This is a genomic window from Bradyrhizobium sp. SZCCHNR1043, from assembly GCF_032489675.1.
Classification (GTDB): Bacteria; Pseudomonadota; Alphaproteobacteria; order Rhizobiales; family Xanthobacteraceae; genus Bradyrhizobium.
In genome coordinates, this window is sequence record NZ_JAUEYN010000005.1 from 245,699 (window position 1) to 271,608 (window position 25,910).

The window sequence follows — 25,910 nt, forward strand, 5'->3', positions numbered from 1 at the left end:
AACCGCCGTCAACGGCCAAAAGGGGCGAAAACGGCGCCATCGCGGTTGAATCGGGGGCCGTCCTGACGCAATAAGCCGGCCATGAGCTCTCCCGCTGGCGACCGTCCCAACCACTTCGAATTGCTCGCGACCTCCGGCGCGGCCCGCACCGGCCGCCTGACGACGCCGCATGGCGTGGTCCGCACGCCGGCCTTCATGCCTGTCGGCACCGCCGGCGCCATGAAGGGGATCCACTGGCGGGACGTGCGCGAGGCCGGTGCCGACATCGTGCTCGGCAACACCTATCATCTGATGCTGCGGCCCACGGCCGAGCGCATCGCCGCCCTCGGCGGCCTGCAGCGCTTCACCGGCTGGGGCGGTCCGATGCTGACGGATTCCGGCGGCTTCCAGGTGATGTCGCTATCGGGCTTACGCAAGGTCACGGAGCAGGCGGTGACGTTCCGCTCGCATATCGACGGCGCTAGAATCGAGCTGTCACCGGAGCGCGCCATCGAGGTGCAGCGCCTGCTGAACTCCGACATCGCGATGCAGCTCGACGAATGCGTGCGGTTGCCGGCCGAGCGCGACGACATCGAGCGCGCGATGCGGCTGTCGCTGCGCTGGGCCGAACGCTGCCGCCGCGCCTTCGAGAGTGCGCCGGCAGGCTACATGCTGTTCGGCATCGTGCAGGGCGGCGACGTGCCCGCGCTACGCGTCGCCAGCGCGCAGGCGCTGGTCGACATCGGCTTCCACGGCTATGCGATCGGCGGCTTGGCCGTCGGCGAGCCGCAGGCGGTCATGCTCGAGATGATCGAGGCGACCGCGCCGGCACTGCCGGCCGACCGTCCACGCTACCTGATGGGCGTCGGCACGCCTGACGATCTCCTGGAGTCGGTCAGGCGCGGCATCGACATGTTCGACTGCGTGCTGCCGACCCGCAACGGCCGCCACGGCGTCGCCTACACACGCTTCGGGCCAGTGAACCTGCGCAACGCGCGTCACGCCGACGACCCGCGTCCGCTGGATGAAGAGAGCCCGTGGCCGGCGGCGCGCAGCTATGCCCGCGCCTATCTGCATCATCTGATCAAGGCCGGCGAGGCGCTCGGCGCGACGCTGCTGTCGGAAATCAACATTGCCTATTTCCAGCAATTGATGGCTGGGATGCGCGAGGCGATCGCACAGGGGCGCTTCACGGAATTCTACGAGCGCACCAAGGCGGATTGGGCCCGCGGCGACATCGCCCCGCGCGCCGGCTGACGGCCGCGTCAGGTGAAGGCCGTCAGCTTGTTGTGAGCCCGGCCCTATGCGCCGGCCCACATGAAATCGTGCTGGTGATGCATTGCCGACCTGCCCGATGGCCGACCGTTGTGCGATCCGTAGCGACGGACGGTCGTGACATCACGTCGCGGAACTCTCTCGCCCTGGCGCCGTTCAGTTGCAGACGAAACGGCTTTTCACGGAGTGCTTGGTGACGAAGCCATAGCCGCAGGTGTCGCAGGTCCAGAGATAGCTGATGGCATTGTCGGCCAAGTATGCCGACGCCTCCGCGGCAATCATGGAGTCGGCGCAGACCGGGCATGTCGGCAGATCGCAGCCGCGGGGATTCGGGCGGGCGGTTGCGGTCGACACGAGATCAGCGAGTGCTGACATATTGACCTCCTGGACGATCTCTTTGCTGGCGATCTCTGCTTGAACGACGTCAATTTCGAAAGGGTCGATTTCGAACGAGTCGCGTTCGAACGGGTCTATTTCCGACGAGTCCAACTTTTCGCGGATATCAAGTCCGTCACACAAAGAGTTTGTCTGGGTGGTCTGTTCTTATGTCTGTTCTACAACGGCGGTGTCGTTTGGCACGAACGCCCCGATTGTATCACTCCGAAGATGACATCTTGCTGATGTCCGCCCGGGTTGCCGTCGACCTGCATCATGAATTTTCGTCCGGCTGAAGTCAAACATACACCCGGTTTATTGACCTTGTCGCAACACAAATGCGTTGGTTTTTCGCAATTTAGCCACGACTTGTTGTGCGCCGCGATCGTCTTAAGATCGCGCAAACGTGCTTGCGCAGCGCAACAGGCTCGCTGAAGATGGTCAGACGCGTTGTCGATGTCGCGCGGGGCGCGCAGAGGAGTGATTTCATGGAGTCGTCAGCACAGCGTCCCGGACGCGGGCGCGTATTTGATTCAATTGTCGACGCGTTCGGCAATACGCCGATTGTGCGGTTGCGAAAGCTGCCGGAGCAGCATGGCGTCAAAGCGACCATCCTCGCCAAGCTGGAATACTTCAATCCCGCCGCGAGCGTGAAGGATCGGATCGGCGTCGGCATGATCCTGGCGATGGAGCAGGCCGGCGTGATCAAGCCCGACACCGTGCTGATCGAGCCGACCTCGGGCAATACCGGCATCGCGCTGGCCTTCGTCGCGGCGGCGCGCGGCTACAAGCTGAAGCTGGTGATGCCGGAGTCGATGTCGGTGGAGCGGCGCAAGATGCTCGCCTTCCTCGGCGCTGAGATCGTGCTCACGCCGGCGTCGCAGGGCATGAAGGGCGCCATCGCCACTGCCGAGGAGCTGTTGCGGACGACGCCGAACTCGGTGATGCCGCAGCAGTTCAAGAACCTCGCCAATCCGGACATTCATCGTCGCACCACGGCCGAGGAGATCTGGAACGACACGGCCGGCAATATCGATGTCTTCGTCGCCGGCGTCGGCACCGGTGGCACCATCACCGGCGTCGGCCAGGTGCTGAAGTCGCGCAAGCCCGGCCTCAAGGTCGTCGCGGTCGAGCCGGAGGAGAGCCCGGTGCTGTCGGGCGGCCAGCACTCGCCGCACAAGATCCAGGGCATCGGTGCCGGCTTCGTGCCCGACATTCTCGACCGGTCCGTGATCGACGAGATCGTCAAGATCAACAGCACGACCGCGATCGAGACCTCGCGTGCGCTGGCCCGCAACGAGGGCATTCCCGGCGGCATCTCCTCGGGCGCGGCGATTGCGGCCGCGATCGAGATCGGCAAGCGACCGGAAAGCGCGGGTAAGACGATCCTGGCGATCGTGCCGTCGTTCTCCGAGCGTTATCTGTCTACCGCGCTGTTCGAGGGGATCTGATCATGGCCGACCAGCCGCGGCGGCCCCGCACCCTCGCTGACGCCCGTACCGAGGCCGAGGCCGCGTTCAAGAAGGTGACCACCAAGCCGGTGGAGGCGCCGCCGAAGAAGGCGGCGGTCCCTGGCGTGCGCGAGCAGGTGACGTTGCGGATCGACCAGGACGTGCTCGAGCACTTCCAGTCTGAAGGGCCGGGCTGGCAGGACCGCATCAATGCGGCGCTGCGCAAGGCGGCAGGGCTCTGAGGGCGGCCGCATTATTCTAACGAAAGAGCCCGGAGCTCGTGCTCCGGGCTTTTGACGTGGGGGAGACGACGACGTTTACCGGCGCAGCGCGCTGCCGAGCACACCGCCCATCATGCCACCGATGAAGGCGGCGCCGGCGGCGTTTCCCGCGTTGTCCTGCGGCGGCGGATTGCGATAGACGGGCGCCCCCTGCGGCGGCGGGCCACCGGCAGCGACGTTGCCGGCCGGCTTGGCGCGTCGCGGCTTGGCCTCGTCACCGACTGCGGCGGTCGCCGGCGCCGGCTGCGGCTCGGCCAGCAGCGCCTTGTGCTGCAGCTTGGTCAGGAATCCGGTCGACGGATAGCCGCGGGCCGCCTGCCAGCGCTTCATGACGCCGCGGGTCTGGTCGTCGAACACACCTGTCATCTTGGTGTCGAAGCCGAGGCCGGTCAGCCGCCGCTGCACGTCGCGGCGCTTGGTCTTGTCGAGGCCGATCTGATCCTCGCTGACCTGGCTGCCTTCCTCGGTGTAGGTGGCGGGATCGACGCCCTTGGCGACATTGCGCGTCGCGGTGTTGATGGCGCCGCTCTCGATCGCGGCGATGCGCGCCATCGCCAGCGACTTGAACTGCCCGTTCGGGTAGGTCGCGAGATAGGCGTTGAGCTCTTCCGGCTTGTTGGAATCCTTCACCGAGCGCCAGAATTCGAGCTCGGCCTCGCCCGCGGTCACGGTGGCCGTCGCGACGGCCGGCGTCGTCCCGGCCGTGGCGGCCGTTGCAGCAGGGGCCGCCGCCGGGTTGAGGTAGACCGCGCCGATCAGGTTGGTATGCCCCCAGGGCAACTGGCCCTTGCTGGTCTCCTCATTGACCTGGGCGCGCACCGCTGTCATGGCCTGCTGGATCTCGATGCCGGGCTGGGCGATGTGCGAGATCAGCGCGCGGGTGAACGGGCTGTTGGCGCCGGCCTCGCCGTCGAGGGCGGTCTGGCCCGGGCCGGTGGCGAACGCGATCAGCGTGCCCTCGCCGGACTTCATCTCGGCCAGACCGGTCTGCACCGACACGCTGCGGGTCGGCGAGTTCGACTTGATCTTGGCGGCGAACGGATTGTCGCGGCAGGCATCGAGGAACACCAGCTTGACCTTGGCGTCGCCCATCGTCTGGTCGAGGGTCACGTCGATGTTGATGGCCGAGCCCAGCTTGACGTCCATTTCCGACTTCAGGTCGGCGTCGACCGGCAGCAGGTAGTTGGTGCCGGCAATGGCGATGCCGTGTCCGGCGTAATAGAACACCGCAATATCGGCGCCCTGCGCCTTGCGACCGAAATCGAGCAGCTTCTCGGTCATCTTGTCGCGCGTGAGATTGGTGCCCTCGACGACGTCGAAGCCGACGTTGCGCAGGGTTGCCGCCATGGCCTTGGCATCGACCGGCGGGTTCGGCAATTGAGCCACGCTCTTATAGGCACCGTTTCCGACGACAAAGGCGACGCGGCGGTCGGCCTTGGCGGCTTCAGCGGTCAGCACCATGCAGAGCAGGGACAGGGCGACGGTGAGATAGCGCATCAGGAGATCCCCCAACGATCAAGCGAAGCGTTCACTGCAGCATTTGTCGCGGATCGGCGCGAAAAGTCTTGTTCCCGAGCAAAAAATCACGCTTCCGCCACAAACCAGTTCGCGGGTGTTGCGCCAGATCCACGACGGTCGCGTGTAGCGCGCCCGTTTCGTGATCCGAATCACGTCGCTCGAGGGGAGGCAGGGGCTCCCCGGCGCCTCAAGTCCCTGCCGAACCGCCGATCGGCACGGGCCGAGGTTGCGGGGGACGCAGGTTCAGCAAGTTTCCGGCGAGAATCAACGCAGCGCCGAGCACGGTCAATCCGTCGAGACGCTCCGCATAGACCAGCCAGCCGACGGTGGCGGTCAGCGGAACGCGGAGAAAATCCATGGGCACCACGATGGTAGCGTCGGCGTAGAGCAGCGCGCGCGCCATGCAGAAATGCGAGAAGGTCCCACAGAAGGCGACGAGGAGGATCCAGCCCCAGGTCGTGGCCGATGGCGGCGTCCAGAATAAGAGCGAAGGGATGAGGCCGGCGATGGATTGCACCACCAGCATCCAGAAGATGATCGACACGGTGGGCTCGGTGCGCGTCAGCAGCTTTACCAGAGCGATCGAGATGCCGAAGCCGACCGCGGCGGCCAGCGCGATGAGCTGTCCCGAATTGACCGCCCCGGTATCCGGGCGGACGATCACGACGACGCCGACGAGGCCGAGCCCGATCGCCGCCAGCTTGAACAGGGTGATGCGCTCGCCGAGGAAGGCTGCTGCCAGCAGCGCCGTCCAGATCGGCATCGTGAACTCGATCGCCACCACCTGGCCGATCGGGATCAAGGTGAGCGCGAAGAACCAGCCGAGCTGCGCGCCGTAATGGACGAGGTTGCGCGCCGCGTGCTGCTTGAGCCGCGAGGTGCGCAGCCTCGCAAAGCCGCCGCTCAGTGCGATGACCGGCGACAGCATCACCAGGCCGATCAGGCAGCGCAGCTCCATCAGCTCGAACACGTTGAGCTCGCGCATGGCTTCGCGTCCGGCCACCGCCATCACCAGCATCAGGCTGAGCCAGCCCGTCATCCACAATGCGGCGATCAGTTTCGAAGCGGGACGATGCATGAGGTGGTGGAGACAGGGAGGAGGGCGGCGAAGGCGCGCTGTATCACCTCGCATGCAGGGCAATGCAAATGAAATCAACGGTGCAGTGCATCAACGCCGCTACAGGCTTTGCTCGCGACGGACGCGTGTCATCGAGAAAAACGTGGAGTGTGGCTGTGTTTCGTCCTAAAGCGACCGCCGCGAAACAGCCCGTAAAACAGCCCAAGGCAGCCAGAGACAAGACATGACCGAACGCGCCGCTTCAGCCGACTTCGTGACCGCCTTTGCCACTGGCTGGCCGGAGCGGGAGCCTCATCTCATGGTGCTGTCGCTGACCACCCATAAAGGTGTGCAGGACTTTGCCATGACGCGGGAGCAGGCGCTGCTGGTCGCCAAGACCATCAAGCGCACCGCCGCGCAGCTGGCTCCGGCGCCATCCGCAGGTGCGGTCCCCGGCGCCAAGCGCAGCGGCTGATCGGGATCACCGCGACATTGAAATGTTGGCTGCGCGGAACTGGCTGTCGGCCCGGATCGATACCGACTGCCTGTTGCCGCGGGTGGCGAGCGCGATGTTGGCATTGAAGCCGGCGGTGGTTGCAACCAGCTGGAAGTTGCCGCCGCCGCCGCGTCCCTGCAGCACGCCACTGATGCCGCGGCTGGACTCACTCCAGGTTCCCGAGATGGCGGAGCCCTCGGCGATCACCTCGGCCTGCAGAGCGAACTTGTAGGCATCGCTGGCGCAGGTCAGGACGAGCGTCATCCGCGGTCCCGAGACGCCATAACGGGCCCGGCACCGGATGCGCTCGGTTGAGCCGTCCTCGAGGGCAACCGTGCCGCTGCCGCCCCATGTTCCGGCCAAGGCGGTGAAGGGACCGGGATCGGCGTGCCCCGGCGAAGCGGTCACACCTGCCGTCAAAACGACGGCGGCGGCCGCTAGCCGCCGCACCATCTTCAGGAGCGCGTGCGCGCCGTTACAGGCGCGAAGCCTGCCAGCGGCCGCTGCAGGGGATACCTGCCGAGGCGCCGTTCCACTTGCCCGAGCCAGAATTGCCGTTGAGCTGCCCATTCGCATATGCGCCATTGATGGAGACCTTGACGAGGCCTTCGCGTCCAATCGAACCCGACACATTGGCGCCAGCCGCAGAAATCTTACCGTCTGCGACGATCAAGGTCGAGCTGGCTGTGGGCTCGCAGGTGCCACTGTTGGTCACGATCGTCACCTGCCACTGGCCGTCATAGGGCGACTGGGCGAATGCGGGGGCGGCCGAGCTACCCACCAGGATCGACGCGGCGAAAGCCATTCCAATGCGGTCGAGACGCATGAATCGTTGTCCCTCAATGTCGTTTGATCAGGACCTTATTTGGAAGAATTGTGACGAAAATTTGCCGCACCGCCGCAACGGAATTTTATCGAGCAATTTCAGCTCATTAACGATTAATGCGGAACCCCGCCTTGAACCATTCGGGCGGCATTATGGGCAAACTGCGCCTTCGCGCACCCCACGAGCGGACCAGCGTCACAGCCTTGCAATGGCAGGTGATGCTGCCGTCGCAGGGCACAGGAGCGCGCCGACTGGAGCGACGACGCAATTGTCGGGGCGATGCGATCGGATGCTCAGTGCGGGGTGAGGCTGGGCGCGTTGGTCGCGAACTGCTCGTCCTGCGGCTTGGCCGGAATCGTGCCGGTCACCTTGGCCGATTCGATGACATCGCCGAGCAGCTTGAGGCCGAGCGGAGCCAGCGCGCGCTCCCACAGCTCGCGGGCGGTCTCGCCCTTCTTGACGAAGCACCAATCCTGAGCGGCGATGGCGCCCGCATCCATGCGGTCCGCGAGGTGATAGATGGTGCCGCCGGCGATCGGATCGCCTTCATTGATGGTCCACTCCACCGCAGCGATGCCCCGGTGACGCGGCAGCAGCGACGGATGGTAGCCGATGCCGCCGAGCCGGGCGGCTGCGACCGCCTCGTGGGTGACGCGGGCGTGGCTATGCGCCGTGACGATCAGGTCCGTGTCGGGGGCGATCTCGCCCGCCGGCACGACCTTCGGATTGGCCTGGACTACGACCTCGATCCCGGCCGCCCGCGCCGCTGCTGCGAGCCGGTCCTCGCCATCATGAACGACGACCCGCGCGATCTCGATTCCTCTCTCGCGCAGCATGTTCAGTGTGGCGACACCGAAATGGCGGGAGCCGACGAGAGTGATGCGCATGGTCAGGGATCTTCCACGGTTGGGGGCTGGATCCGGTCGGACTCTGACCGGATGAAACGGGTCAAACCAAGCCTTGGCCTCCAGGTCAAGCGCCTGCTGGGCCGTCGTCACAGTCTGGCTTCGTCCGGCCGGCCGAGGCGTTGGGGGACCCAAACGGGAACGGGAAAGCCGCTCCGAGCCAGAGTTGGGGCAGGGCCCTTCTCGCCTATCGGCGCGCCGATCGCCATGGCCGCCATCAAGATGCAGGCCGAGCGGATGACATGCCCTCTCTGGTGCCGGCTGCAGCTTCAGATGGACCGGGAGTCAGGATAGGTACCGGCAGCTCGCCGAAAGGTTGTGTCAAGGCCGGTTGCTGCATCACGGCATATCGGTCGACACACCTCAACTAAAAGGGTCGAACTATCAGCCGAACTGATGAGGACAACCGAAGACGCTACTCCTGCCGGCTCAATGGACGCGATCTGGTCGGTCTGCGAACGCAATTCCCCTCGGCCAATGGCTGAAGAGGTCAATGAACTTGTGATTGTATTATCAGTTGGCCGTCTGCGTAGTAAAATTGACGCTTCTGCATATGACGAAGATAATTTCTTAAAGGCCCTGCAGCACAATGCTCAAGCCGCTCCGCCGCGCGGCCGGATAGCCGGGTGCCGCGCCTGTCACCGATCCCTGGGCAACAGCACCCGGTTATTTGCCGGCGGTCATGTGGCTTCCGGCGGCGGATGGTCGATGCCGAGCGCGGCGCACAGTGGTCCGAGATGTTTCTCGTAGCGGCGCCAGCTTCCGATCGAACGGCGGTAGATCGGCTCGCGCACCTGCATCAAGCTCGCCGTGCGCACCATGCGCTCGGTGCGATGGAAGTCGAGGCAGGCATCCTCCCAGTCGAGCCCGCAATGGGCGAGCACGCGGCGTGACACGCCCTCGAGGTCGTCGACCAGATCCTCGTATTGAACGTCCATCAAGATGCCGGGCGGCAGCACCTGGTGCCAGTGGTCCATCACGCTCTCATAGCCCCGGTAGTAGTGGCCGAGCTCGGTCAGGTCGTAGGCGAAGGGCTGGGCTCCGGTGAACAGCAGCGAGTAGCAGGAGACGCAATTGTCGAGCGGGTCGCGCCGCGTGTTGATGATCCTGGCGCGCGGGAATGCTGCGTGGATCAGCCCGACGAACAGGAAGTTCAGCGGCATCTTGTCGACGATGCGCTCGGCCTCCGGCGCCAGCGTCCGAACGCGGGCTGTGTATTCCTGCCCGATCTTCGTCATCTCCTCGGGTGGCAGAAGCGTGATCAGATCGGGATACGCCGGCACGACCTTCTGGCGGTTGGCGCATTCGCCGACGAGCTCCTTGAAGGTCTCGAGCTCGCCCGCGCCGAAGACCTTGGAATGGCTGGCCAGCACCTGCTCCATCAGGGTGGTTCCAGAGCGCGGCATGCCGACGATGAAGATCGGGGCCCAGGAGTTGTCGCCGTGCCCGGTAACCGTGCGAAAGAACTCGGGGGTGAAGCGCGCCGCGACATTTTTCATCATGCCGAGCCGCTGCTCGGAGTCGTAGTCGAAGGTCTTGCGCTTGAGGGTGTTGGCCTTGTGCAGATGCGAGAAGGCCAGGTCGTAGTCCTTCAGGTCGGACAACGCCTTGCCCATCGCGAAATGGGCTGCGATCTGCTTCTCCTGATCGAGCTGGTCGACGCGTTCGAGGAGCTGCCGCAGACTCGGAAGCCGGCTGTCGTCCGGCTTGAACTTCGACATGTTCGCGAGATTGAGGTGGATCGGCGCGTCGTCCGGGGCCAGCTCCAAGGCCTTCTGGAACGCCGCCGTCGCCTCCTCGAAGCGCCCGAGCGCCTGGTAGGCGACGCCGAGATTGTTGTAGGAGCCGAAGCGCTCCGGCTTGATCCTGATGGCCAGCAGGTTCTGCTCGATCGACTCCTCGAGCCGGTTGAGCTCGAGGAAGGCGTTGCCGAGGTTGCCATAGGCGTCGGCATAGTCGGGCCGGCTCGCGATCGCCCGCTTGTAGTGCTCGATGGCACGTTCGCGATGGCCCTGGCGCAGCAGCACGTTGGCGATGTTGTTGTGGGTCTCGGCGTGCTCCGGGCTGAAGTCGAGGACCTTGAGGTAGTGTTTCGCCGCCTCGATGTCCTTGCCCGCCGTATACAGCAGGTTGCCGAGCGCGAAATGCGCGTCCAGGTGCTGCGGCTTGTTGTCGATCGCCCGCCGGAGCAGAGCCATCGCCTCGTCGATCAGGCCCTGGTTCTGCCGGACCATGGCGAAGGCGTAGAGAATGCCGGGATGGCTCGGCGACAGCGACAATGCGGTCTCGTAATGCTGCACCGCTACGTCGTAGCGCCCCGCCGAGGCCTCGACGGCGCCGATGCTGCCATGGGCTTCGGCGGACTTGTCGTTTACCGCCACCGCGCGCTGGAAGTAGTCCTTGGCCTCGTCGAGCCGGTTGGCCGTGGTTGAGATCATCCCGAGGCCGATGAGGGCGTCGAAATTGGCCGGCTGGCCGGCAAGGATCAGCTTGAAGATCTGTTCGGCATCGCTGATTTCGCCGCGGCTCTGCAGCCTCTTGGCGACGGCGACCACGCCGTCTGCCAGCGTCTGCAGTGACGCAAGCCGCGTGGCGTCAAATGGCCGCGAGTCCGTCGTCGGCGTGACCACCGGCGGGGTGAGGTTGACGGGCTGAGGCTGCGTCATGCCCGCGATCGCCTCGGCGATCGTCGGTCGCAGGGCCTCGGTGCCCAGCGCATCGAGCAGCGGCTTCAGCCGGTCGCCATACATGCGCCAGCGGCCGACCGATCCGGTGAACAGCGGCTTGCGCACCTGCACCACGCTCGCGGTGTTCACCGGGCGCTCGTTCTCGTGGAAGGAAAGGCAGGCCTCATCCCAGTCCAGCCCGCAATGCGCGACGATCTTGCGGGCATTCGGCTCGAAATCGCGCACGACGTCCTCGTAGGACAGTTCGAGCATGACGCCCTGCGGCAGGACCGCACGCCAATGGCTCATCAGCGCCTCGTAGGCCCGGTAGTAGCGACCGAGCTCGGCGAGGTCGTAAGCGAATGGCTGCGGCTCGGCAAACAGTTGCGTGTAGCAGGACAGGCAGGTGTCGATCGGATTGCGCCGGACGTGAATGATGCGCGCATTCGGCAGCGCGAGATGGATGAGCCCTGCGAACAGGAAGTTCGACGGCATCTTGTCGACGATGCGCTGGGTACTCGCCGGAAGCTCCGTGAAACGCTGGAGATAGGCGCGCGCGAGGGCGGTGACATCGGCATCGGACAGTTGGGCGAGCATCTCCGGATAGTCGCCGCGGGCGCGATCGGTGAAGAGCCCCGCGGCTGCCGCGAAGTAGTTGACCTCGCCGGCGCCATGCACGGCGGGATGGCTGGCCAGGATCTGCTCGATCAGGCTGGTGCCGGACCTGGGCATGCCGATGACGAACACCGGCGCGTGCGATGGATCGCCATGGCCTGCGCGCGCCTGTAGCATGTCCCTGGAGAACACCGCACGGATGCGCTCGATCTGGCGCAGCGTCTGGTTCTCGTCATAGTTGATGCGGCGGCGCTCGAGGGCATTGCCGGCGTTGAGGTGGACCAGCGACCGTTCGCCGTCCTTGATGTCGGCATAAGCCCGCCCGAGGGTGAAGTGCAGGGCGATGCGCGCATCCTCGGTGAGCGTCTCCGATCTCGCGGCCAGATCCTGCAAGGGCGCCCAGCGCGCGTCGTCGACCGCGAACGGCTTGACCACGCCGTAGTTGAGGTGCGTGCCGATACTGCGCGGGTTGACAGCCAGTGCGGATTCGTAGGCACGCGCCGCCTCGTCGAGCCGGCCCACGATCGTCAGGACGCCCGCAAGGTGGTTCATGGTCGTGGTGTCGCGGGGATCGTGCGCAAGAGCGGCCTGATATCCGGCGATGGCCTCATCGTAGCGCTGCACGTTCCGCAGCGAGTCGGCGCGATTGCGGTGGGCAATGGCGTAGTCTGGTCGCAGCCGCAGTGCCTCGTCATAGTGGGACAGGGCCTCCTCGTGCCGGCCCGCCGACTGCAGCGCATTGGCGAAATTGTTGTGCGCTTCGGGGAAGTCCGGCCGCTCAGTGACGGCTCGCTCGTAGTGGAAAATCGCCCCCGGCCAGCTCTTCATGTCGAGGTGGATATTGCCAAGATTGTAGTGCGCCTCGGCGAGATGAGGGCTCAACGCGAGCGCCTGCTGCAAGGTGCGAATGGCGGCATCCAGTTCGCCCATCGCTTGATGACAGCCCCCGAGATTGAGCAGGACCGTCGGCATCTTGGGCTCGATGGCGAGCGCTCGGGTATAGTGAGCGATGGCTTCCGGATGCCGGCCGAGCTGCCGGCAGGCATCACCGAGACTGCTGGCTGCTGCCGCAAATTGCGGCCTCGCCGCAAGCGCTGCCTCATGATGCGACATCGCTCGCTCGGACTGGCCGAGCCGCTGCAGGGCGAGTCCGAGCGCCTGGTGGAGGTCCGGGTTCGTGCCATCGATGGCAAGCGCCAGTTCGAGGTGCCGGACGGCCGCTGCGGGATCCCCCAGGCCGTACAGCGCGCCGCCGAGCAGCAGGCGGGGCTCGATCGAGGATTCGTCGAGTGCGGCGGCGCGCGCGAAATGCGATGTCGCCTTGGCGAGGTCGCCCAAACTTGCGAACGCCTTTCCGACTGTCAAGTGCAGGTCTGCCGAGTCGCCCGCCGCGTCCGCGGCCCGGTCGAGCAGAGTTCGTGCCTCCTGCGCGTCGCCGAGTTGCAGGCGGACAGTCGCAAGGCTGCACAGGGTCCGGAAATGCCTTGGCTGAAGAGCAAGCACTTTCCGGTAGGCCTCCTCGGCAACCTGCAGAGCGCGACCATCAAGCGTGGACGGGAGTGGCGCGCTGGAGTTGGTCGATGCGGACACGAGTCGGGGGCGGAAGGCGAGTGCTGGCTCGTTCATGATCACAACTGACTGATTGTTCGACGGAAGCAGTTGTCGTGGCGGAATGAAGCGAAACGGAGGCTTGGCGGGTGCCGATCCCGATTGATCGTCTAGAACCCTTCGAGCCGGTGCGGTCGGCGCGCTCCGCGATCTCGCTGCCCGGTCTCGCCAATGTCTTTCGCGCGATCGCCGGCTCTCGCCGGAATGCAACGAAGCCGGTGCAGACCAAGGAGTCTGCACCGGCTTTGATCGGGCGTGTCGTTGGAGGCGTCAGCCCCACATGTGATGCATCGCGTGGTGGTGCGACATGTCCGGACCGCTCGAAGCTGCTGCCGCCGTTGCGGCTGTGGCCGCTGCCGCCGTGTGGTGGCTGCCATGATGGCTATGGTGGCCGCCGCAGTGGTGCGTCGTGGTGGTGTTGTTGTTGCCGCCGGTTGTTCCACCGCCGGCCGTTCCACCGCCCGTCGTGCCGCCACCGGTCGTCCCGCCTCCCGTGGTGCCTCCGCCCGTAGTGCCTCCGCCGGTGGTGCCGCCTCCCGTCGTGCCACCTCCGCCCATGCCGCCGCCGGGCGTGGTCGGGCTCGCCGGGGCGCCGCCCGTGCCGTTGGCGATGTTCGGATTGGCGCCCGCCGGCATGCCGGTGCCCTGGGCAATGCCATTGACCGCGGTCGCCGTCACGAAGCTCGTCGCGGATGTCACGTAGGCCGATCCGCCGATCGCGATGTTGTTGCCAGCAATGTCTCCGGCATTGCCGATGTAGTTCGCGGCCGCAGCCTTCAACATCGCCTGATCCGTCGCCAGGGCTGCACCCGTGTCGCCGTTCATGATGCCCATCAGCGCCTTGGTGGCCATGATGGTGTCAGACTGTAGAGCTCCGGCGGCGAGCTCGTCGTCGAACCGTCCCTTGAACACCGCTCCCTGCGCCGCATCGAACGCCGCGCCAAAGTTCTGGTAGTTCGTGATCTGGTCGATCAGGGCTTGCGACGCCGCACCTGTTCCATTGGCGACCGCAACCAACTTCGCTCCCAGCGTATTGCCCTCGGCGAGGAACGAGGCCCAGAAATTGGTCTGCGCCTGGTTGTCCTGGAACTTCGTGACGGTCCCGGTCAGGCCGCCGGCCATTTCGGAGAACCCGCCAATGTGACCGGGCGCCCCGGTGCCGCCCGCTGCCGCGTTGAGCGCCGCGTCGTTCTGAAACACGTCGATCATGTCGACGATGTTGTCGGCGGAACCGCGCAGCGCCGTCGGACTGGCCATCGTCTCGGCGACATCGTATTTGTTCAGCTGAAGGTTTGCTTGGCTGAGCAGCGTCATCAGATGAAGTGTCGTCGTTTGGGCAGCAACGGAGGTTTGACCTGCTTCAATCGCGGCGAGCTTCGCCGGGTCATTCAGGATCGCTTGAAGGCCCTGCGTCACGGCCGTGAAATCAGTCTGGATCTGGTTGATGTTGTTGGCGCTCATGCCGCCCAGCGAAAGGTCAGCGACGGCATTGAACACCGTTCCGATGGCGGTCAGGTCGCCCGCTGCCGCTGCAGCAAGATTGGTGGCGCTGTCGTTACCGGCGGGAAGGCTCTGGAACGCCACGTCCATGGCACCCGTGTTGGCCAGGAAGGGAACGTTATTGAGCGCGGCCGAAAGATGCGCGTCGCCCTGGATCTGCGCCAGGATCTGCATCTGCACGTTGTGGATGGTCTGGTCGGCTTCGGCGAGCGTCGCCGGATTGGCCGTCAGCGGGGCGGCGTTGATCAGCGTCGTGAGCTCGTTCGAAACCTGGGTGAGCACCGCGGTGTCGGTCGCGTTGAGCGTGAAGGCCTGACCGCCGACCGTGACCTGGCCGGGATTGGCCAGCATCGCGTTGATGTCGTTCTGCACGGCATGCAGGTCGGTGGTGTAGCTGCCGAGGAACGGGTTGGAGTTGCCGCTGTTCTGCGGCGTCGAGAACAGCCCGATCGAGATGCGAGTAGCGTCGTTGAATACGACGCCGGCCTGCACGAGGTCGGTCGACAGGTTGAGCGCAGAGGCGCGAACCAGCAGATTGGACGTGCCATTCGCCAGCGCCGTCGGGTTGAAGGTATTGGCTGCCATTGATCATCTCCCCAAGTTTCAACCCGGCGTCTGCTGCTTGGCGTATCGGCAGCACGCGGGCGTTGATCGGGCTGCGACGTCTCGTTCACCCCTCGCGGAACGGGCGAAATGTCGCAGCCTCAGAGCACCTGGGAATTATTTGCTCCAATGGGGCCAAAAGAAGCGCCGCCGAGTCCTCAAATATGATGTTGTTCGGGCAAATGGCTCCTGTCGCAGCCGGGTCACGGCGGCGATCGGAAGCTTACTAACTCGTTGATTTCCGTCGTGGCATCCCCGCAACATCGTCGCTCAGCGGCGCTTCGACGCACGGTCCAGACAAGAAGTTGCCCCGATCTCGCGACCGGTCACCGATCTCTCCTTAGAAAAGTTCCAGCGTGACGAGCCTCCGCGATGCGGAACGGAACGTGCATCTTTGTTGATCTTCCGAGGCCTCCTTCTTCAACGCGTGTCGTCTCGCCCGGCTCATTGTCCTTCTCATTTCCCCCGGGAGCACTGCGCGAGTGGACCTCATCTGCTTGCTCCCAGGTATCCGTATTCGAGCCGCAGCAGCTGCTGCGGCTGCCTCGTCAACCCCACATGTGATGCATGGCGTGGAGATGCGACATGTCGGGCCCGGCAGCCGCGGCCTGGCTCGTATGCGCGCCCTGGCTGTGATCGTGATGATGGTGATGATCGCTGTGATGCGTGGCGTTGCTGCCGTTGTTGGCCGTGGTGCCCGCCGCCGTTCCGCCAGCCGCCGTTCCGCCGGTCGACGTGCCTCCGTTCGCCGCGGTGCCACCGGCTGCAGCGCCACCGGCGGCGGTGGTTCCTGCCGCTGCGGTGCCGCCGGTGCCGTTGGCCAGGTTCGGTGTCGCAGTGACGGGAATGGTGCCGTGCGCGGTGCCCTTGATGGAGGTTGCCGCCGAGACCGTCGTGGCCGTCCCGACATAGGTGCCGCCATTGACGGGAATGTTGTTGCCGGAGACGTCCATGGCGTCCGCCGCAAAGCCCTGGCCGGCAGCGGCGATCATCGCCTTGTCGGCCGCGAGTGCTGCGCCGGTGTCGCCGTTGAGGATGCCCTGCAGGCCCTTCACGGCACCGGCCGTGTCAGCTTCGAGCGTGCCGCTGAGCAGCTCGTTGTCGAACCGTCCCTGGAACACGGCGCCCTGGGCGGCGTCGAAATTGGCGCCGAACTGCTGGTAGTTCTGGATCTGCGTGATCAGGGCCGCACTCGCCTGCGCGCCGCCGGTCGAGATTTTCTGCAGCGTCGCGTTGATGGTGTTGGCCTCGGCCAGGAATGCGGCCCAGAAATTCGTCTGTGCCTGGTTGTCCTGGAACTTGGTGACCGTCCCTTTGAGCCCGCCCGGATCCTCGGCAAAGCCGCCCGCATGGCCGGCGTTGCCGTTGCCACCTGCCGCCATGTTGAGGTTGGTGTCGCCCTGGATGATGTCGATGATGTCGAGCAGGTTGTCGGCAGTGCCGCGGAGAGCGGCCTGATTGCCGGTGGTCGCAGCCTGATCATACTTGCCCAGCTGCAGGTTGATCTGGCCGAGCGCTGTCTGCAGATGGATCGTCGTCAGCGCCGCGGCGTTGGCAGTCTCGCCAGCCTCGATCTGCGCGAGCTGGGTCTTGTTGTTGAGGATGGCCGTCAGTCCGTGCTGGACGGCGGTGAAGTCCGCGGTCACCTCGGCAAGGTTACCGGTGTTGATGCCGCCCGAGGCGACCTCGACGGCCTTGTTGAAGACCAGACCAACGTCCTTCAGGCTGTTGCCGGCGGTAGCGGCGGCAAGACTCGCCGGATCGTCCGCGCCCGCGGGCGACGTCTGGAAGGCGACGTCCTGGCCGCCGGTATTGGCGAGGAAGGGGACGTTGTTCAACGCGTTCGCCAGATGCGCGTCGTTGTGGATTTCGCCGAGGATTTCCTGCTGCAGCGCATGAATGGTCTGGCTGGCCGCGGCCTGTGTGGTGGCGTTCGCAAATTGTCCCGCGGCCTGCAGCAGCGTGCCCAACTGGCCCTCGACATTGGTGAGAACCGCCGTATCGGTGGCGTTCAACGCGAAGGTATGCCCGCCGAGCGTGACCTGGCCCGGATTGGCGAGCATCGCGGCGATGTCGGTCTGCACCGCGGTGATGTCGGCCTGGTAGCTGCTCAGGAAGGTCGGCGAGTTGCCGCTGTTGGCGAGACTGAAGAGACCGAGCGAGGCGCGCACCGCGTCGTTGAAGACGACGCCAGCCTGCACCAGATCGGTCGAATGCTGGATCGCCGTGGCACGGGTCAAGAGGTTCGACGTGCCGTTGGCAAGCGCGGTCGGGCTGAAGTTCACCGGCGTGGCGCCGCCAGCCGGCGGCGTCGACGATGAGCCGCCGGTGCCGTTGGCAATGTTCGGGGTTGCCGTCACCGGGATCGTGCCTTGGGCCAGGCCGTGCACCGACGTGGCCGTCGAGACCGTGGTCGCCGAGCCGACATAGGTCGCGCCGCCGATGGCGATGTTGTTGCCGGAGACGTCCATGGCGTCGGCCGCGAAGCCCTGGCCGGCAGCGGCGAGCGCCGCCTTGTCGGCCGCCAGCGCCGCGCCGGTGTCGCCGTTCAGAATGCCCTGCAAGCCTTTCACGGCGGCCGCCGAGTCGGCTTCCAGCGTGCCGCTGAGCAGCTCGTTGTCGAAGCGGCCACGGAAGACGTTGCCTTGGGCGGCGTCGAAATTGGCGCCGAACTGCTGGTAGTTCTGGATCTGCGTGATCAATGCCGCGCTGGCTTGCGCGCCACCGGTCGAAATCTTCTGCAGGGTTGCGTTGATGGTGTTGGCTTCGGCCAGGAATGCGGCCCAGAAATTGGTCTGCGCCTGGTTGTCCTGGAACTTGGTGACCGTGCCGGTCAATCCGCCGGGATCCTCCGCGAAGCCGCCGGCATGGCCGGGCATTCCGTTGCCGCCGGCCGCCGTGTTCAGATTGGCGTCGTTCTGGATGATGTCGATGCTGTCGAGCAGATTGTCCGCGGTGCCGCGCAACGCGGCCTGATTGCCGGTCGTCTCCGCCTTGGCATACTGGTTGAGCTCGAGGTTGACCTGTCCGAGTACCGTCTGCAGATGGATGGTCGTCAGCGCGGCTGCATTCGCCGTCTCGCCTTTCTCGATTTGCGCGAGCTGGGTCTTGTTGTTGAGGATGTTGGTGAGACCTTGCGAGATCGCGGTGAGGTCGGTCGTGACCTCCTGAAGGTTGCCGGTGTGGATGCCGCCGGAGGCGAGGTCGACGACCTTGTTGAAGACGAGGCCGACATCCTTCAGCGTGTTGCCTGCGGTCGCTGCGGCCAAGGTCGCCGCATCATCGGCACCGGCCGGCGTGTTCTGGAAGCCGACGTCCTGGCCGCCGGTGTTGGCGAGGAAGTTGACCTTGTTGAGCGCGCCGGACAGATGCGCGTCGCCGTTGATCTCCTGCAGGATCTCCTGCTGGACCGCGTGCAGCGTCTGATCCGCGGCCGTGATCGTGCCAGCATTCGTGATCTGCGGTGCGGCCGTGAGCAGCGTCGAGATCTGCGCCTGCACGTTGGTGAGAACGGCGGTGTCGGTCGCATTCAGCGTGAAGGTCTGGCCGCCCAGCGTCACCTGACCGGGATTGGCGAGCATCGCGGCGATGTCGTTCTGTACGGCGTGGAGGTCGGTCGTGTAGCTGCCGAGGAACGGGTTCGAGTTGCCGCTGCCGGCCTGTGAGAACAGGCCGAGCGAGGCGCGCACTGCATCGTTGAACACCACGCCGGCCTGGACGAGGTCGGTCGACATGTTGAGCGCTGAGGCGCGCACCAGCAGGTTCGACGTTCCGTTGGCCAGCGCCGTCGGGTTGAAGGTGTTGTTCGCCATAGATCATCTCTCCCCAAGTTCATCCGACGCCCGGCAGGGCCCCGTACCGAAACTGGCCAGACGATGCGGAAGCGCATCGGCCCTGCGTCGGACGTGCTGCGCGCCGCGCCTCACGCCCGTGCGCTTCTGTGCCGCGCGCTTTTCTGACGCGCGTTACTTTGTCGCACCTCGCTATATGCTCGGAGCAATCGGGCCAAAAAAGGCGTGGGGGAGTCCGCAATTATGTCGTTCTCGAGACATCGCGGATCTGTGACGGATGCGCCGCGATCGCGTGCCAAGTGATTGATTCTTGGTGGCAAGCGGCAAATGCGAGGGGTCGCGATCAGGCGCGAGCTGCATGTTGTCGTCAAGATGCTGCCTGTATCTCGCCGGTGAGTGGCCGGTCTCCAGAAGTCAGCCGTAGGGTCTGTCAGACGTTGTCAAGGCTGCCCGGCGACACTTGCGCGCGGCCTTGCCGCAGGGCCATCGCTGGAAAAATGCCACGATGGATCATCCGTCCGGGTGAGCTTTAAGGTGAAGGCGTGGCGGCCGGCCAACCGCGCCGAACGCTGTTCAGGACGGCGGCGCAGCCTGGCGCTGCGCCAGGAGCGCAGTCCTGATCTTCTGCAGCAGCGTCGTGTAGAGCTGATTCCAGGCCGGATCATTCTGCCCGTTCGCGTCCAGCCCTTGCTTGGTGAGGCCGAGGCTGATCCGGTAGACGGCGAGGGCGCCGTCGATGTTGCCGAGCGGAACGAAGGCATCGCCCAGATTCTGGTAGGAGTTTGCAAGCGTCTGCTGCAGCAACGGATCGTTGGAGGCGCTGTTGGCGAGGTGGGTAATCAGCGCGGTGTTGGCGCGACGCTGATCGAAGGCTTCGGCATGCCGGCCCTGGGCGGCGAGCACGTCCGCCAGCAGAGCGTGACACCAGGCGAGATCGCGCTGGAAGCTGAGATTGCCGCGGTGTGCTGCGGTCAGCTTCTGAACGATGGCGAGGCTGGCGGAATAGGCGGCATGCGCGGCCTCGAGGTTTCGCTGAACGAACAGCACGGCGCCGATGCGGTTCAAGGCGACCGAGAGGTTGCGTTGAAACCCGGCGTCGTCCGGATTGGCTCCGGTCAGGTGTCTGACGATGGCGATGCTCTGCTTGTAGTTCTGCAAGGCCTCCATCAGATCGCTGGCGGTGGCGGCGCGATCGCCTTCCGCGATCCCGGCGGCGGCCTGATCCAGCAGTCTGCCGGCGGCGACCGTGACGCCGACCGCAAGGCCCCCGTGGGGAACGTCGCCGCGCGGCTGCGCCAGCAGTGCGGCGAGCGCGACCGGCTCGTCGCTCTCTACGGAGTCCTGCGCAGACTCTGCCCTGGAGGTTCGCTGCCGATCAAAGGGCGCAGGCGGCGCCTGCTGCTGAGAGGTGCGCGGTTTCGGAGGCAATCCCTGTCCGAAGCCGGGAATTCGAAGCAACATGCCCTCGACCTGCGCGGCCGTGATCAGGCGCGTGCATTCGAACTGTCGAGGCGTGCCCTGCCATCGCGGGCACCACAGAAAGTCCTCATGGTCGAAGCGATGACGGACATCATTCCAGCAACTGTTGCAGGCGTGACGGTTGATGACCCGATAGGGGGTCGCAAACTCGTTGGTCGGATGAGTGAAGCCGCTGATCAGCACGACCGGAGTGCCGACAGCCCAGGCCAGCCATGACAGCCCCGAGGAAAGGCCGATGAAGAATGCGGCGTGCTTGAGCCAGCGGGCGCGCTCGGGCAACGGCCGGTCACCGGTCTGATCCTCGGCTGCGGCGGGAATTTGCGTTCGGAAAGCGCCGTGGCTGCGCGCCGCGGTCTGATCGATGCAGATCACGCGATAGCCGGTCGCGCGCAGGAAATCGACGAGGCTCTGCCAGCCCTCAGGATTGTTCCAGTGCTTGCACGCGGTCGTCGCCTGCACCGCGATGCAGACATAGGGCTCCTCGATGGGACGGCTGTCTTCGCTCAGTGCGACGCGCGGCGGCTGCTCGGCCGGATCGACGCCGAGGATATGAGCGGCCGTCCGATGCAGGCCGACCTGCCGGAAATCACAGGGCTGATGGACCAGCTCGGCATCGTCGAAGAACAGCGCGACCGAGTAGGTGGCGTAGTATCGCTCCGCCTGGACCATCTCGTGGCTGAGGAACGTGATGTCAGGGTAGGCGGCGCGGAACAGCGGGATCAGCGGCTCGCCCATAGCACAGCTCAGGCGGCACCGATGCAGGTCCTTGAACCTCACCGCATAGCCCATCCAGCCGATGATGTCGCCGATCGTGCCGACCGGGAACTGGATCAGGACGTCTCGGTCGGTGGCATCATAGTCGTGGCACAACAGCAGCTCGGGCCCTGACCAGACTTCGAGCCTGAACGGGACGAAATAGCGCTTGCTACTGTTGACGTGCCCTGAACGCAGGTCGATGTCGAACAGGACGTTGGTGGTCTCGAGATCGCTCAGCCGGACGCGCCAGGGGTGTCCGGTGTCGGGGAGCATCACGCGGCAGCCGTCGTTGAAATCGAAGCGCAGCCCCTGGGGACCCTCCTGGGTCGGCACGGCCGCTGGCGGCGGCAGTCGCGGCTTGCGTGCGTGATCAGACGCCTCGGTGCGGGCGCCGGGCTGGGCGTCGGCGGGTAACGCACGTGTCGGCACCATCGCCAGGTCCGAGGTGCGGGGAAAATTTGCAACGTTCATGTTGAGGTGCTGACGCGGTCTGCGTTCATTCGTGAGCGATGACGCCGACCGCGGCTGTTCGGCCTTGTTACTCCACGAAGGCGCGGCGCCACTGATCGAGAACCGGCTTCATCAGATAGCTGAGCATCGTCCGGCTGCCGGTTTGAACATAGACTTCGGCCTGCATGCCGGGCATCAGGTTGACGTTGCCAAGCCGCTTGCGCTCCTCGTCGGACAGCGTGATCCTGACCGTGTAGAAGGTGGAGCCGGTTCGCGGGTCATTGGTGATATCAGGCGACACGAACGAGACTTGGCCGCTCAATTTCGGCGTGGTGCGCTGGTTGAAGGCGTTGAAGTGGACCATCGCATCCTGCCCGGTGTGAACGTGATCGATGTCCTTGGGCTGGACGTGCCCTTCGACCTGCAGTTCGTCCGAATCGGGGACCAGCTCCATGACGGTCTCACCCGGCTTGATGACGCCGCCGATGGTGTGGATCGCGAGCTGGTGGATGGTGCCGGAGTTCGGCGCGCGCATCTCGATGCGATCGAGTTGGTCGCGCGCGGCGACGCCCTTCTCGACCAGATCGCCTTCCTTGGCCTGGGACTCGCTGAGGTCCTTGACCACCTCGCTGCGGAAATCCTGATCGATCTTGACGGTCTGGAGCTCGGCTTCGCTGATCTTGGACCTCGTCTCGGCCACGCTGGAGACCAACTGGCCGCGTTCGCCGTCGATTCGAGCGGCTTCCCGCTGCAGCGTCGTCAGTCGCGTTAGCGGAACGAGCCGTTTGTCATAGAGCTCCTGCACGCCGGCCAACTCGCCCTTGATCAACTCGATCTGCTTGTTCTTGGATTCGAGCTGAGACTCCATACCGCTGATCTCGTTGTTCAGTTGGACGATGCGGCCTTGCAGCAGCTCCTTCTGGCTCTTGCGGGTCGTGGCACGGGCCTTGAACAGCGCGTTCTCCGACGCGATGACGGTGCGGACATTTGGATCGTCCTGACGTGAGGTCAGCGTGGACGGATAGTCCGGCTGATCGAGACCGTCACGCTCGGCCGAGAGCCGCGCAATCTTGGCGCGCTGTTCGTTCAATTGCTTGGTGATCGCCTGGAGCTGGGCCTGGCTCTGCGTGGCGTCGAGCCGCACGAGCAGATCGCCCGCTGCGACGCGCTTGCCGTTGTCGACCTTGATTTCCGCGACAATGCCGCCGGTCGGATGCTGAATCGCCTTCACGTTGGATTGCACCACGAGATTGCCGGGGACCACGATCGCGCCGGCGAGCGGCACGAGGGTCAGCCAACCGCCGCCGAGAACGCCGGCGACAAGCAGCACCCGCATGCCGAGACGCAGCTCGTTCTCGAACATGCGGCTGACGCGCGGCACCAGCGATTCGTCCGAGCCGTCGTCGAGATCGGCCGCCGTTCCTTGCGTCGCAATGAAGGTCATGCCAGTGGTCAAGGCCGTGCCGGCGGTGCCGACCAGGCGGCCGACTCGGGTTTGCGGAACGACAGGCGCATGCGCCAGGCGGGCAGGGAGGTTCTGCTGTCCCATCGGCCGCGGCGCACCGACGCCGAAATTGCCGTCGCGTCGCGCATCCTGCAGGTCGAGCAGGGGTGCCGAATTGCCGCCCGCCATGCGTGCAGGCGGATTGCGCTGGGGTGGCGACAGCTCCGGCTCGTAGCCACGCATCGGTGCGGGCTGCTGCCAGTCCATCTCGCGGATGCCTTCACCCCGGCGTGCCCGGGGCGCCTGGGCGCCGAGACCGAACAGCGACAGTGACGCACCGAGGGCGCGGCCCATGGTGCTGCCCTTCTTCTTCGAGCGCGGCTTTGGCCTGACTTGCGACGGCGGCGGACGCCGGCGCTTCTTGCCGCCGTCACGTGCGCCGCGGCGCTGCCGCGGGTCCTCGTCCGAGCCGTCGTCGAATGCGCCCTGCAGCCGCTGCAGTTCGAGAATCAATGCATCGCCCTGCGGACCGACGGCGCGGGTCTTCGGTCGCACATAGTCGTCGTCGTCGAAGGGCCTGAAGTCGTTGATGTGTTTCATTGATCAAGCGCTTTCTGCTGGGGCGGCGCGACGAAGCGAGCGGGCGTTCGGATTTGGCGCCGCTGCCGGAGCTGCAACCCTGGGCGGAGCAGGAGCATGCGCGACGGCAGGTCCCGCGGCCTTGTTGGCCCCGGCGACGCGGGCAAAGATCTCCTGGCAGGGCCCGAATGCGATCGCCTTGCCCTCGTACAGCACCAGCGCCACGTTGAGCGCATTCAGCGCGCTGGGACGGTGTGAGATCACGATCACGATGCTCTGATTCTGTTGCCGCATGATCTGAATGGCGCGGCTGAGCGCGTTCTCGCCGTCGGTGTCCAGATTGGCATTTGGCTCGTCGAGGACGATGAGAAACGGATCGCCATACACCGCGCGGGCCAGACCCACGCGCTGCCGCTGACCGGCCGACAGCGACATGCCGCCTTGGCCGATTCGCGTCGAATAGCCTTCCGGCAGCCGCAGGATGATGTCGTGCACGCCGGCGATCTGCGCCGCCTTCAGAATCGCATCCGAGCTCGCATTCTCGTCGAAGCGGCAGATGTTGTCGGCGATGCTGCCATCGAACAGGGCAACGTCCTGCGGCAGGTAGCCGATGTGGCGGCCGAGATCCTCGTTGCTCCATTGGTCGAGCGCTGCGCCGTCGAGGCGGACGGAACCATGCTGTGCAGGCCAGATGCCGACCAGCGCCTTCGAGAGTGAGGTCTTGCCGGAGGCACTCGCGCCGAGCAGTGCCAGACCCGTGCCTGCCTTGATCGAGAACGACACGTTTTGAACAATCGGCCGGTCGGTGCCCGGCGCGGTGACCGTCAGCTCCTGTACGGTCAGCTCGCGGAACGGGCGGGGCAACGCGACCGGCGGCGCTTCCGGCCTGGCGGTGGCCTTGCAGATATCGCGCAGACGCGCGATGCCCTGGCGCGCGGCGACCAGCTGTTTCCAGCTGCCAAGTGCGATCTCGATCGGGGCGAGCGCGCGGCCCATCAGGATCGACGAGGCCATCATCACGCCGCCGGAGGCCTGCTCGGAGACGACGAGCGCCGCGCCGATGCCGAGCATGCCCGACTGCAGGATGAAGCGCAGCACTTTCGCGGCGGCCCCGAGATTGGCGTAGACATCGCTCGCGCGAATGTTGTCCTTCAGATAGCGCTCGTTGACGGCGTTCCAGCGTGCCGAGAAGCGATCCAGCATTCCGAGCGCGCGAATCACCTCTGCATTGCGCTGGGTAGCATCGGCGAGAACCTGCCGTGCGGCGCTCGTATCGCTGGCGGATTTGCTCGCCTGACGCGACAACCGGTCGGTCACCAGCGTCATCGAGATGATTCCGACCGTGCCGATGACGGCCGTGATGCCGATCAGCGGATGAAACAGAAACATGCCGATCAGGAAGATCGGTATCCATGGCATGTCGAGAAAGGCGGTCGGTCCCATGCTCGACATGAAGGCGCGGAGCTGGTCGAGATCGCGCAGTGGCTGCTGCATCAGCATCGGCTTGGTGCCGCGCAGGGGCAGGGTGGCCAGAGCGTGATGAATCGCGTCCTGCAAGCTCGCGTCGAACACGGTCGCCACCCGGCACAGCATGCGGGTGCGCAATGCGTCGAAATAGCCTTGAATCAGATAGACGACCAGAATCATCACCGACAGGCCGACGAGCGTGGCGAGATTTTTGCTCGGAACGACGCGATCATTGACCTGCATCATATAAACCGAGCCCGAGAGCATCAGGATGTTGATGACGCCGCTGAACACGCCGATGCCGGCCATGCGTTTGACAGCCTGGCGCAACCCGCGCGTCACCGGATCGTCGCTTCCCGAGAGAAGGTCGTTGAGGGCAGCCGCGGCTTTCGTTCTCGGGCGGTCTTGAGCCAGACTCATCCAGGCGCGTCTCCCAAAACACAGTGCTTCACTCCGCGCTATTGACAGTCGATACCGACGATTTTCCGGCAACAATTGGACACGTGGGCAATTCTGTCGCAGCGACGGGGGTACACGACCGGTGCGAGGTACAATGCGCCGGGCCGGCTCTGAAAAGTTGTGGCGTCGCTCAGCGCGATCGGGTCTGCGCGAAATCTGTCCGCGATCGTCGATAGTTGCAGCGTGATAACAGCCATCGGCATGCGACGCGCGTCACACATTCGTCCGTCTATCACCTTGGTTCCGTACTCATTGGTCGCGGTCCGGGCCGAATGACGCCACGAAGGCGAATAAATCTTCCTGCGGTGCAACGCACAGGCGTTGTCATCT

At 65.2% G+C, this 25,910-nt stretch carries 16 protein-coding genes; 4 read left to right on the forward strand and 12 right to left on the reverse strand.

The annotated features are described in order from the left end of the window. Window positions 1-81: 81 nt before the first annotated feature. Window positions 82-1,236: a tRNA guanosine(34) transglycosylase Tgt gene (gene tgt / locus QX039_RS10895; RefSeq protein WP_315770781.1), complete on the forward strand. Its 1,155-nt coding sequence runs from the start codon at window positions 82-84 to the stop codon at window positions 1,234-1,236. 174 nt (window positions 1,237-1,410) lie between these two features. Here tgt and QX039_RS10900 read toward each other — a convergent pair whose 3' ends face one another. Beyond that, window positions 1,411-1,629 (reverse strand): hypothetical protein, encoded by a 219-nt coding sequence (locus QX039_RS10900; protein ID WP_315711782.1) that lies wholly within the window; start codon window positions 1,627-1,629, stop codon window positions 1,411-1,413. A 488-nt stretch (window positions 1,630-2,117) separates the two neighbouring features. On the opposite strand from QX039_RS10900, the gene cysK reads away from it, so the two are divergent. After that, window positions 2,118-3,080: a cysteine synthase A gene (gene cysK, locus QX039_RS10905; protein WP_315738099.1), complete on the forward strand. Its 963-nt coding sequence runs from the start codon at window positions 2,118-2,120 to the stop codon at window positions 3,078-3,080. 2 nt (window positions 3,081-3,082) lie between these two features. Further along, entirely contained in the window at window positions 3,083-3,322 is a 240-nt protein-coding gene (locus tag QX039_RS10910; protein WP_315711784.1) for a BrnA antitoxin family protein, read from the forward strand. A 75-nt stretch (window positions 3,323-3,397) separates the two neighbouring features. Here the strand turns inward: QX039_RS10910 and QX039_RS10915 are convergent, their stop codons facing one another. Both QX039_RS10915 and QX039_RS10920 read right to left on the reverse strand, forming a co-directional pair. Then, window positions 3,398-4,858, reverse strand: a complete 1,461-nt coding sequence (locus QX039_RS10915; protein WP_315738098.1) for a caspase family protein — start codon at window positions 4,856-4,858, stop codon at window positions 3,398-3,400. A 208-nt stretch (window positions 4,859-5,066) separates the two neighbouring features. Next, on the reverse strand, window positions 5,067-5,957 hold the full coding sequence (locus QX039_RS10920) for a DMT family transporter (RefSeq protein ID WP_315770779.1): 891 nt from the start codon (window positions 5,955-5,957) through the stop codon (window positions 5,067-5,069). Window positions 5,958-6,180: 223 nt separating this feature from the next. On the opposite strand from QX039_RS10920, the gene QX039_RS10925 reads away from it, so the two are divergent. Next, window positions 6,181-6,411 carry a hypothetical protein gene (locus tag QX039_RS10925; protein ID WP_315738096.1) on the forward strand — a complete coding sequence of 77 codons (231 nt, stop codon included), beginning with the start codon at window positions 6,181-6,183 and terminating at the stop codon, window positions 6,409-6,411. Window positions 6,412-6,417: 6 nt separating this feature from the next. Here QX039_RS10925 and QX039_RS10930 read toward each other — a convergent pair whose 3' ends face one another. The 9 genes from QX039_RS10930 to QX039_RS10970 form a co-directional block, all read right to left on the reverse strand. Next, on the reverse strand, window positions 6,418-6,885 hold the full coding sequence (locus QX039_RS10930; RefSeq protein ID WP_315770776.1) for a hypothetical protein: 468 nt from the start codon (window positions 6,883-6,885) through the stop codon (window positions 6,418-6,420). Window positions 6,886-6,907: 22 nt separating this feature from the next. Beyond that, window positions 6,908-7,258 (reverse strand): hypothetical protein, encoded by a 351-nt coding sequence (locus QX039_RS10935; RefSeq protein ID WP_315738094.1) that lies wholly within the window; start codon window positions 7,256-7,258, stop codon window positions 6,908-6,910. A gap of 293 nt (window positions 7,259-7,551) precedes the next feature. Beyond that, entirely contained in the window at window positions 7,552-8,145 is a 594-nt protein-coding gene (locus tag QX039_RS10940) for a formyltransferase family protein (protein WP_315738093.1), read from the reverse strand. Between the two features lie 698 nt (window positions 8,146-8,843). Continuing rightward, the gene (locus QX039_RS10945) at window positions 8,844-13,070 is read right to left on the reverse strand and encodes a sulfotransferase (protein WP_315770774.1); all 4,227 of its coding nucleotides are present in this window, start codon (window positions 13,068-13,070) and stop codon (window positions 8,844-8,846) included. A gap of 252 nt (window positions 13,071-13,322) precedes the next feature. Beyond that, window positions 13,323-15,137, reverse strand: a complete 1,815-nt coding sequence (locus QX039_RS10950; RefSeq protein ID WP_315738091.1) for a hypothetical protein — start codon at window positions 15,135-15,137, stop codon at window positions 13,323-13,325. A gap of 566 nt (window positions 15,138-15,703) precedes the next feature. Next, window positions 15,704-18,967: a hypothetical protein gene (locus QX039_RS10955; protein WP_315738090.1), complete on the reverse strand. Its 3,264-nt coding sequence runs from the start codon at window positions 18,965-18,967 to the stop codon at window positions 15,704-15,706. 552 nt (window positions 18,968-19,519) lie between these two features. After that, window positions 19,520-21,652 carry an autotransporter strand-loop-strand O-heptosyltransferase gene (locus tag QX039_RS10960; protein ID WP_315738089.1) on the reverse strand — a complete coding sequence of 711 codons (2,133 nt, stop codon included), beginning with the start codon at window positions 21,650-21,652 and terminating at the stop codon, window positions 19,520-19,522. 67 nt (window positions 21,653-21,719) lie between these two features. Then, window positions 21,720-23,675: an HlyD family type I secretion periplasmic adaptor subunit gene (locus QX039_RS10965; protein ID WP_315738088.1), complete on the reverse strand. Its 1,956-nt coding sequence runs from the start codon at window positions 23,673-23,675 to the stop codon at window positions 21,720-21,722. A gap of 3 nt (window positions 23,676-23,678) precedes the next feature. Continuing rightward, window positions 23,679-25,541, reverse strand: a complete 1,863-nt coding sequence (locus tag QX039_RS10970; RefSeq protein ID WP_315738087.1) for a type I secretion system permease/ATPase — start codon at window positions 25,539-25,541, stop codon at window positions 23,679-23,681. Between the last annotated feature and the right edge of the window lie 369 nt (window positions 25,542-25,910).

Excerpts from the sequence above, each read along its gene's own strand:
- tgt (WP_315770781.1), top strand. The coding sequence starts at position 82 with ATGAGCTCTCCCGCTGGCGACCGTCCCAACCACTTCGAATTGCTCGCG.
- QX039_RS10900 (WP_315711782.1), bottom strand. The coding sequence starts at position 1,629 with ATGTCAGCACTCGCTGATCTCGTGTCGACCGCAACCGCCCGCCCGAAT.
- cysK (WP_315738099.1), top strand. The coding sequence starts at position 2,118 with ATGGAGTCGTCAGCACAGCGTCCCGGACGCGGGCGCGTATTTGATTCA.
- QX039_RS10910 (WP_315711784.1), top strand. The coding sequence starts at position 3,083 with ATGGCCGACCAGCCGCGGCGGCCCCGCACCCTCGCTGACGCCCGTACC.
- QX039_RS10915 (WP_315738098.1), bottom strand. The coding sequence starts at position 4,858 with ATGCGCTATCTCACCGTCGCCCTGTCCCTGCTCTGCATGGTGCTGACC.
- QX039_RS10920 (WP_315770779.1), bottom strand. The coding sequence starts at position 5,957 with ATGCATCGTCCCGCTTCGAAACTGATCGCCGCATTGTGGATGACGGGC.
- QX039_RS10925 (WP_315738096.1), top strand. The coding sequence starts at position 6,181 with ATGACCGAACGCGCCGCTTCAGCCGACTTCGTGACCGCCTTTGCCACT.
- QX039_RS10930 (WP_315770776.1), bottom strand. The coding sequence starts at position 6,885 with ATGGTGCGGCGGCTAGCGGCCGCCGCCGTCGTTTTGACGGCAGGTGTG.
- QX039_RS10935 (WP_315738094.1), bottom strand. The coding sequence starts at position 7,258 with ATGCGTCTCGACCGCATTGGAATGGCTTTCGCCGCGTCGATCCTGGTG.
- QX039_RS10940 (WP_315738093.1), bottom strand. The coding sequence starts at position 8,145 with ATGCGCATCACTCTCGTCGGCTCCCGCCATTTCGGTGTCGCCACACTG.
- QX039_RS10945 (WP_315770774.1), bottom strand. The coding sequence starts at position 13,070 with ATGAACGAGCCAGCACTCGCCTTCCGCCCCCGACTCGTGTCCGCATCG.
- QX039_RS10950 (WP_315738091.1), bottom strand. The coding sequence starts at position 15,137 with ATGGCAGCCAATACCTTCAACCCGACGGCGCTGGCGAATGGCACGTCC.
- QX039_RS10955 (WP_315738090.1), bottom strand. The coding sequence starts at position 18,967 with ATGGCGAACAACACCTTCAACCCGACGGCGCTGGCCAACGGAACGTCG.
- QX039_RS10960 (WP_315738089.1), bottom strand. The coding sequence starts at position 21,652 with ATGAACGTTGCAAATTTTCCCCGCACCTCGGACCTGGCGATGGTGCCG.
- QX039_RS10965 (WP_315738088.1), bottom strand. The coding sequence starts at position 23,675 with ATGAAACACATCAACGACTTCAGGCCCTTCGACGACGACGACTATGTG.
- QX039_RS10970 (WP_315738087.1), bottom strand. The coding sequence starts at position 25,541 with ATGAGTCTGGCTCAAGACCGCCCGAGAACGAAAGCCGCGGCTGCCCTC.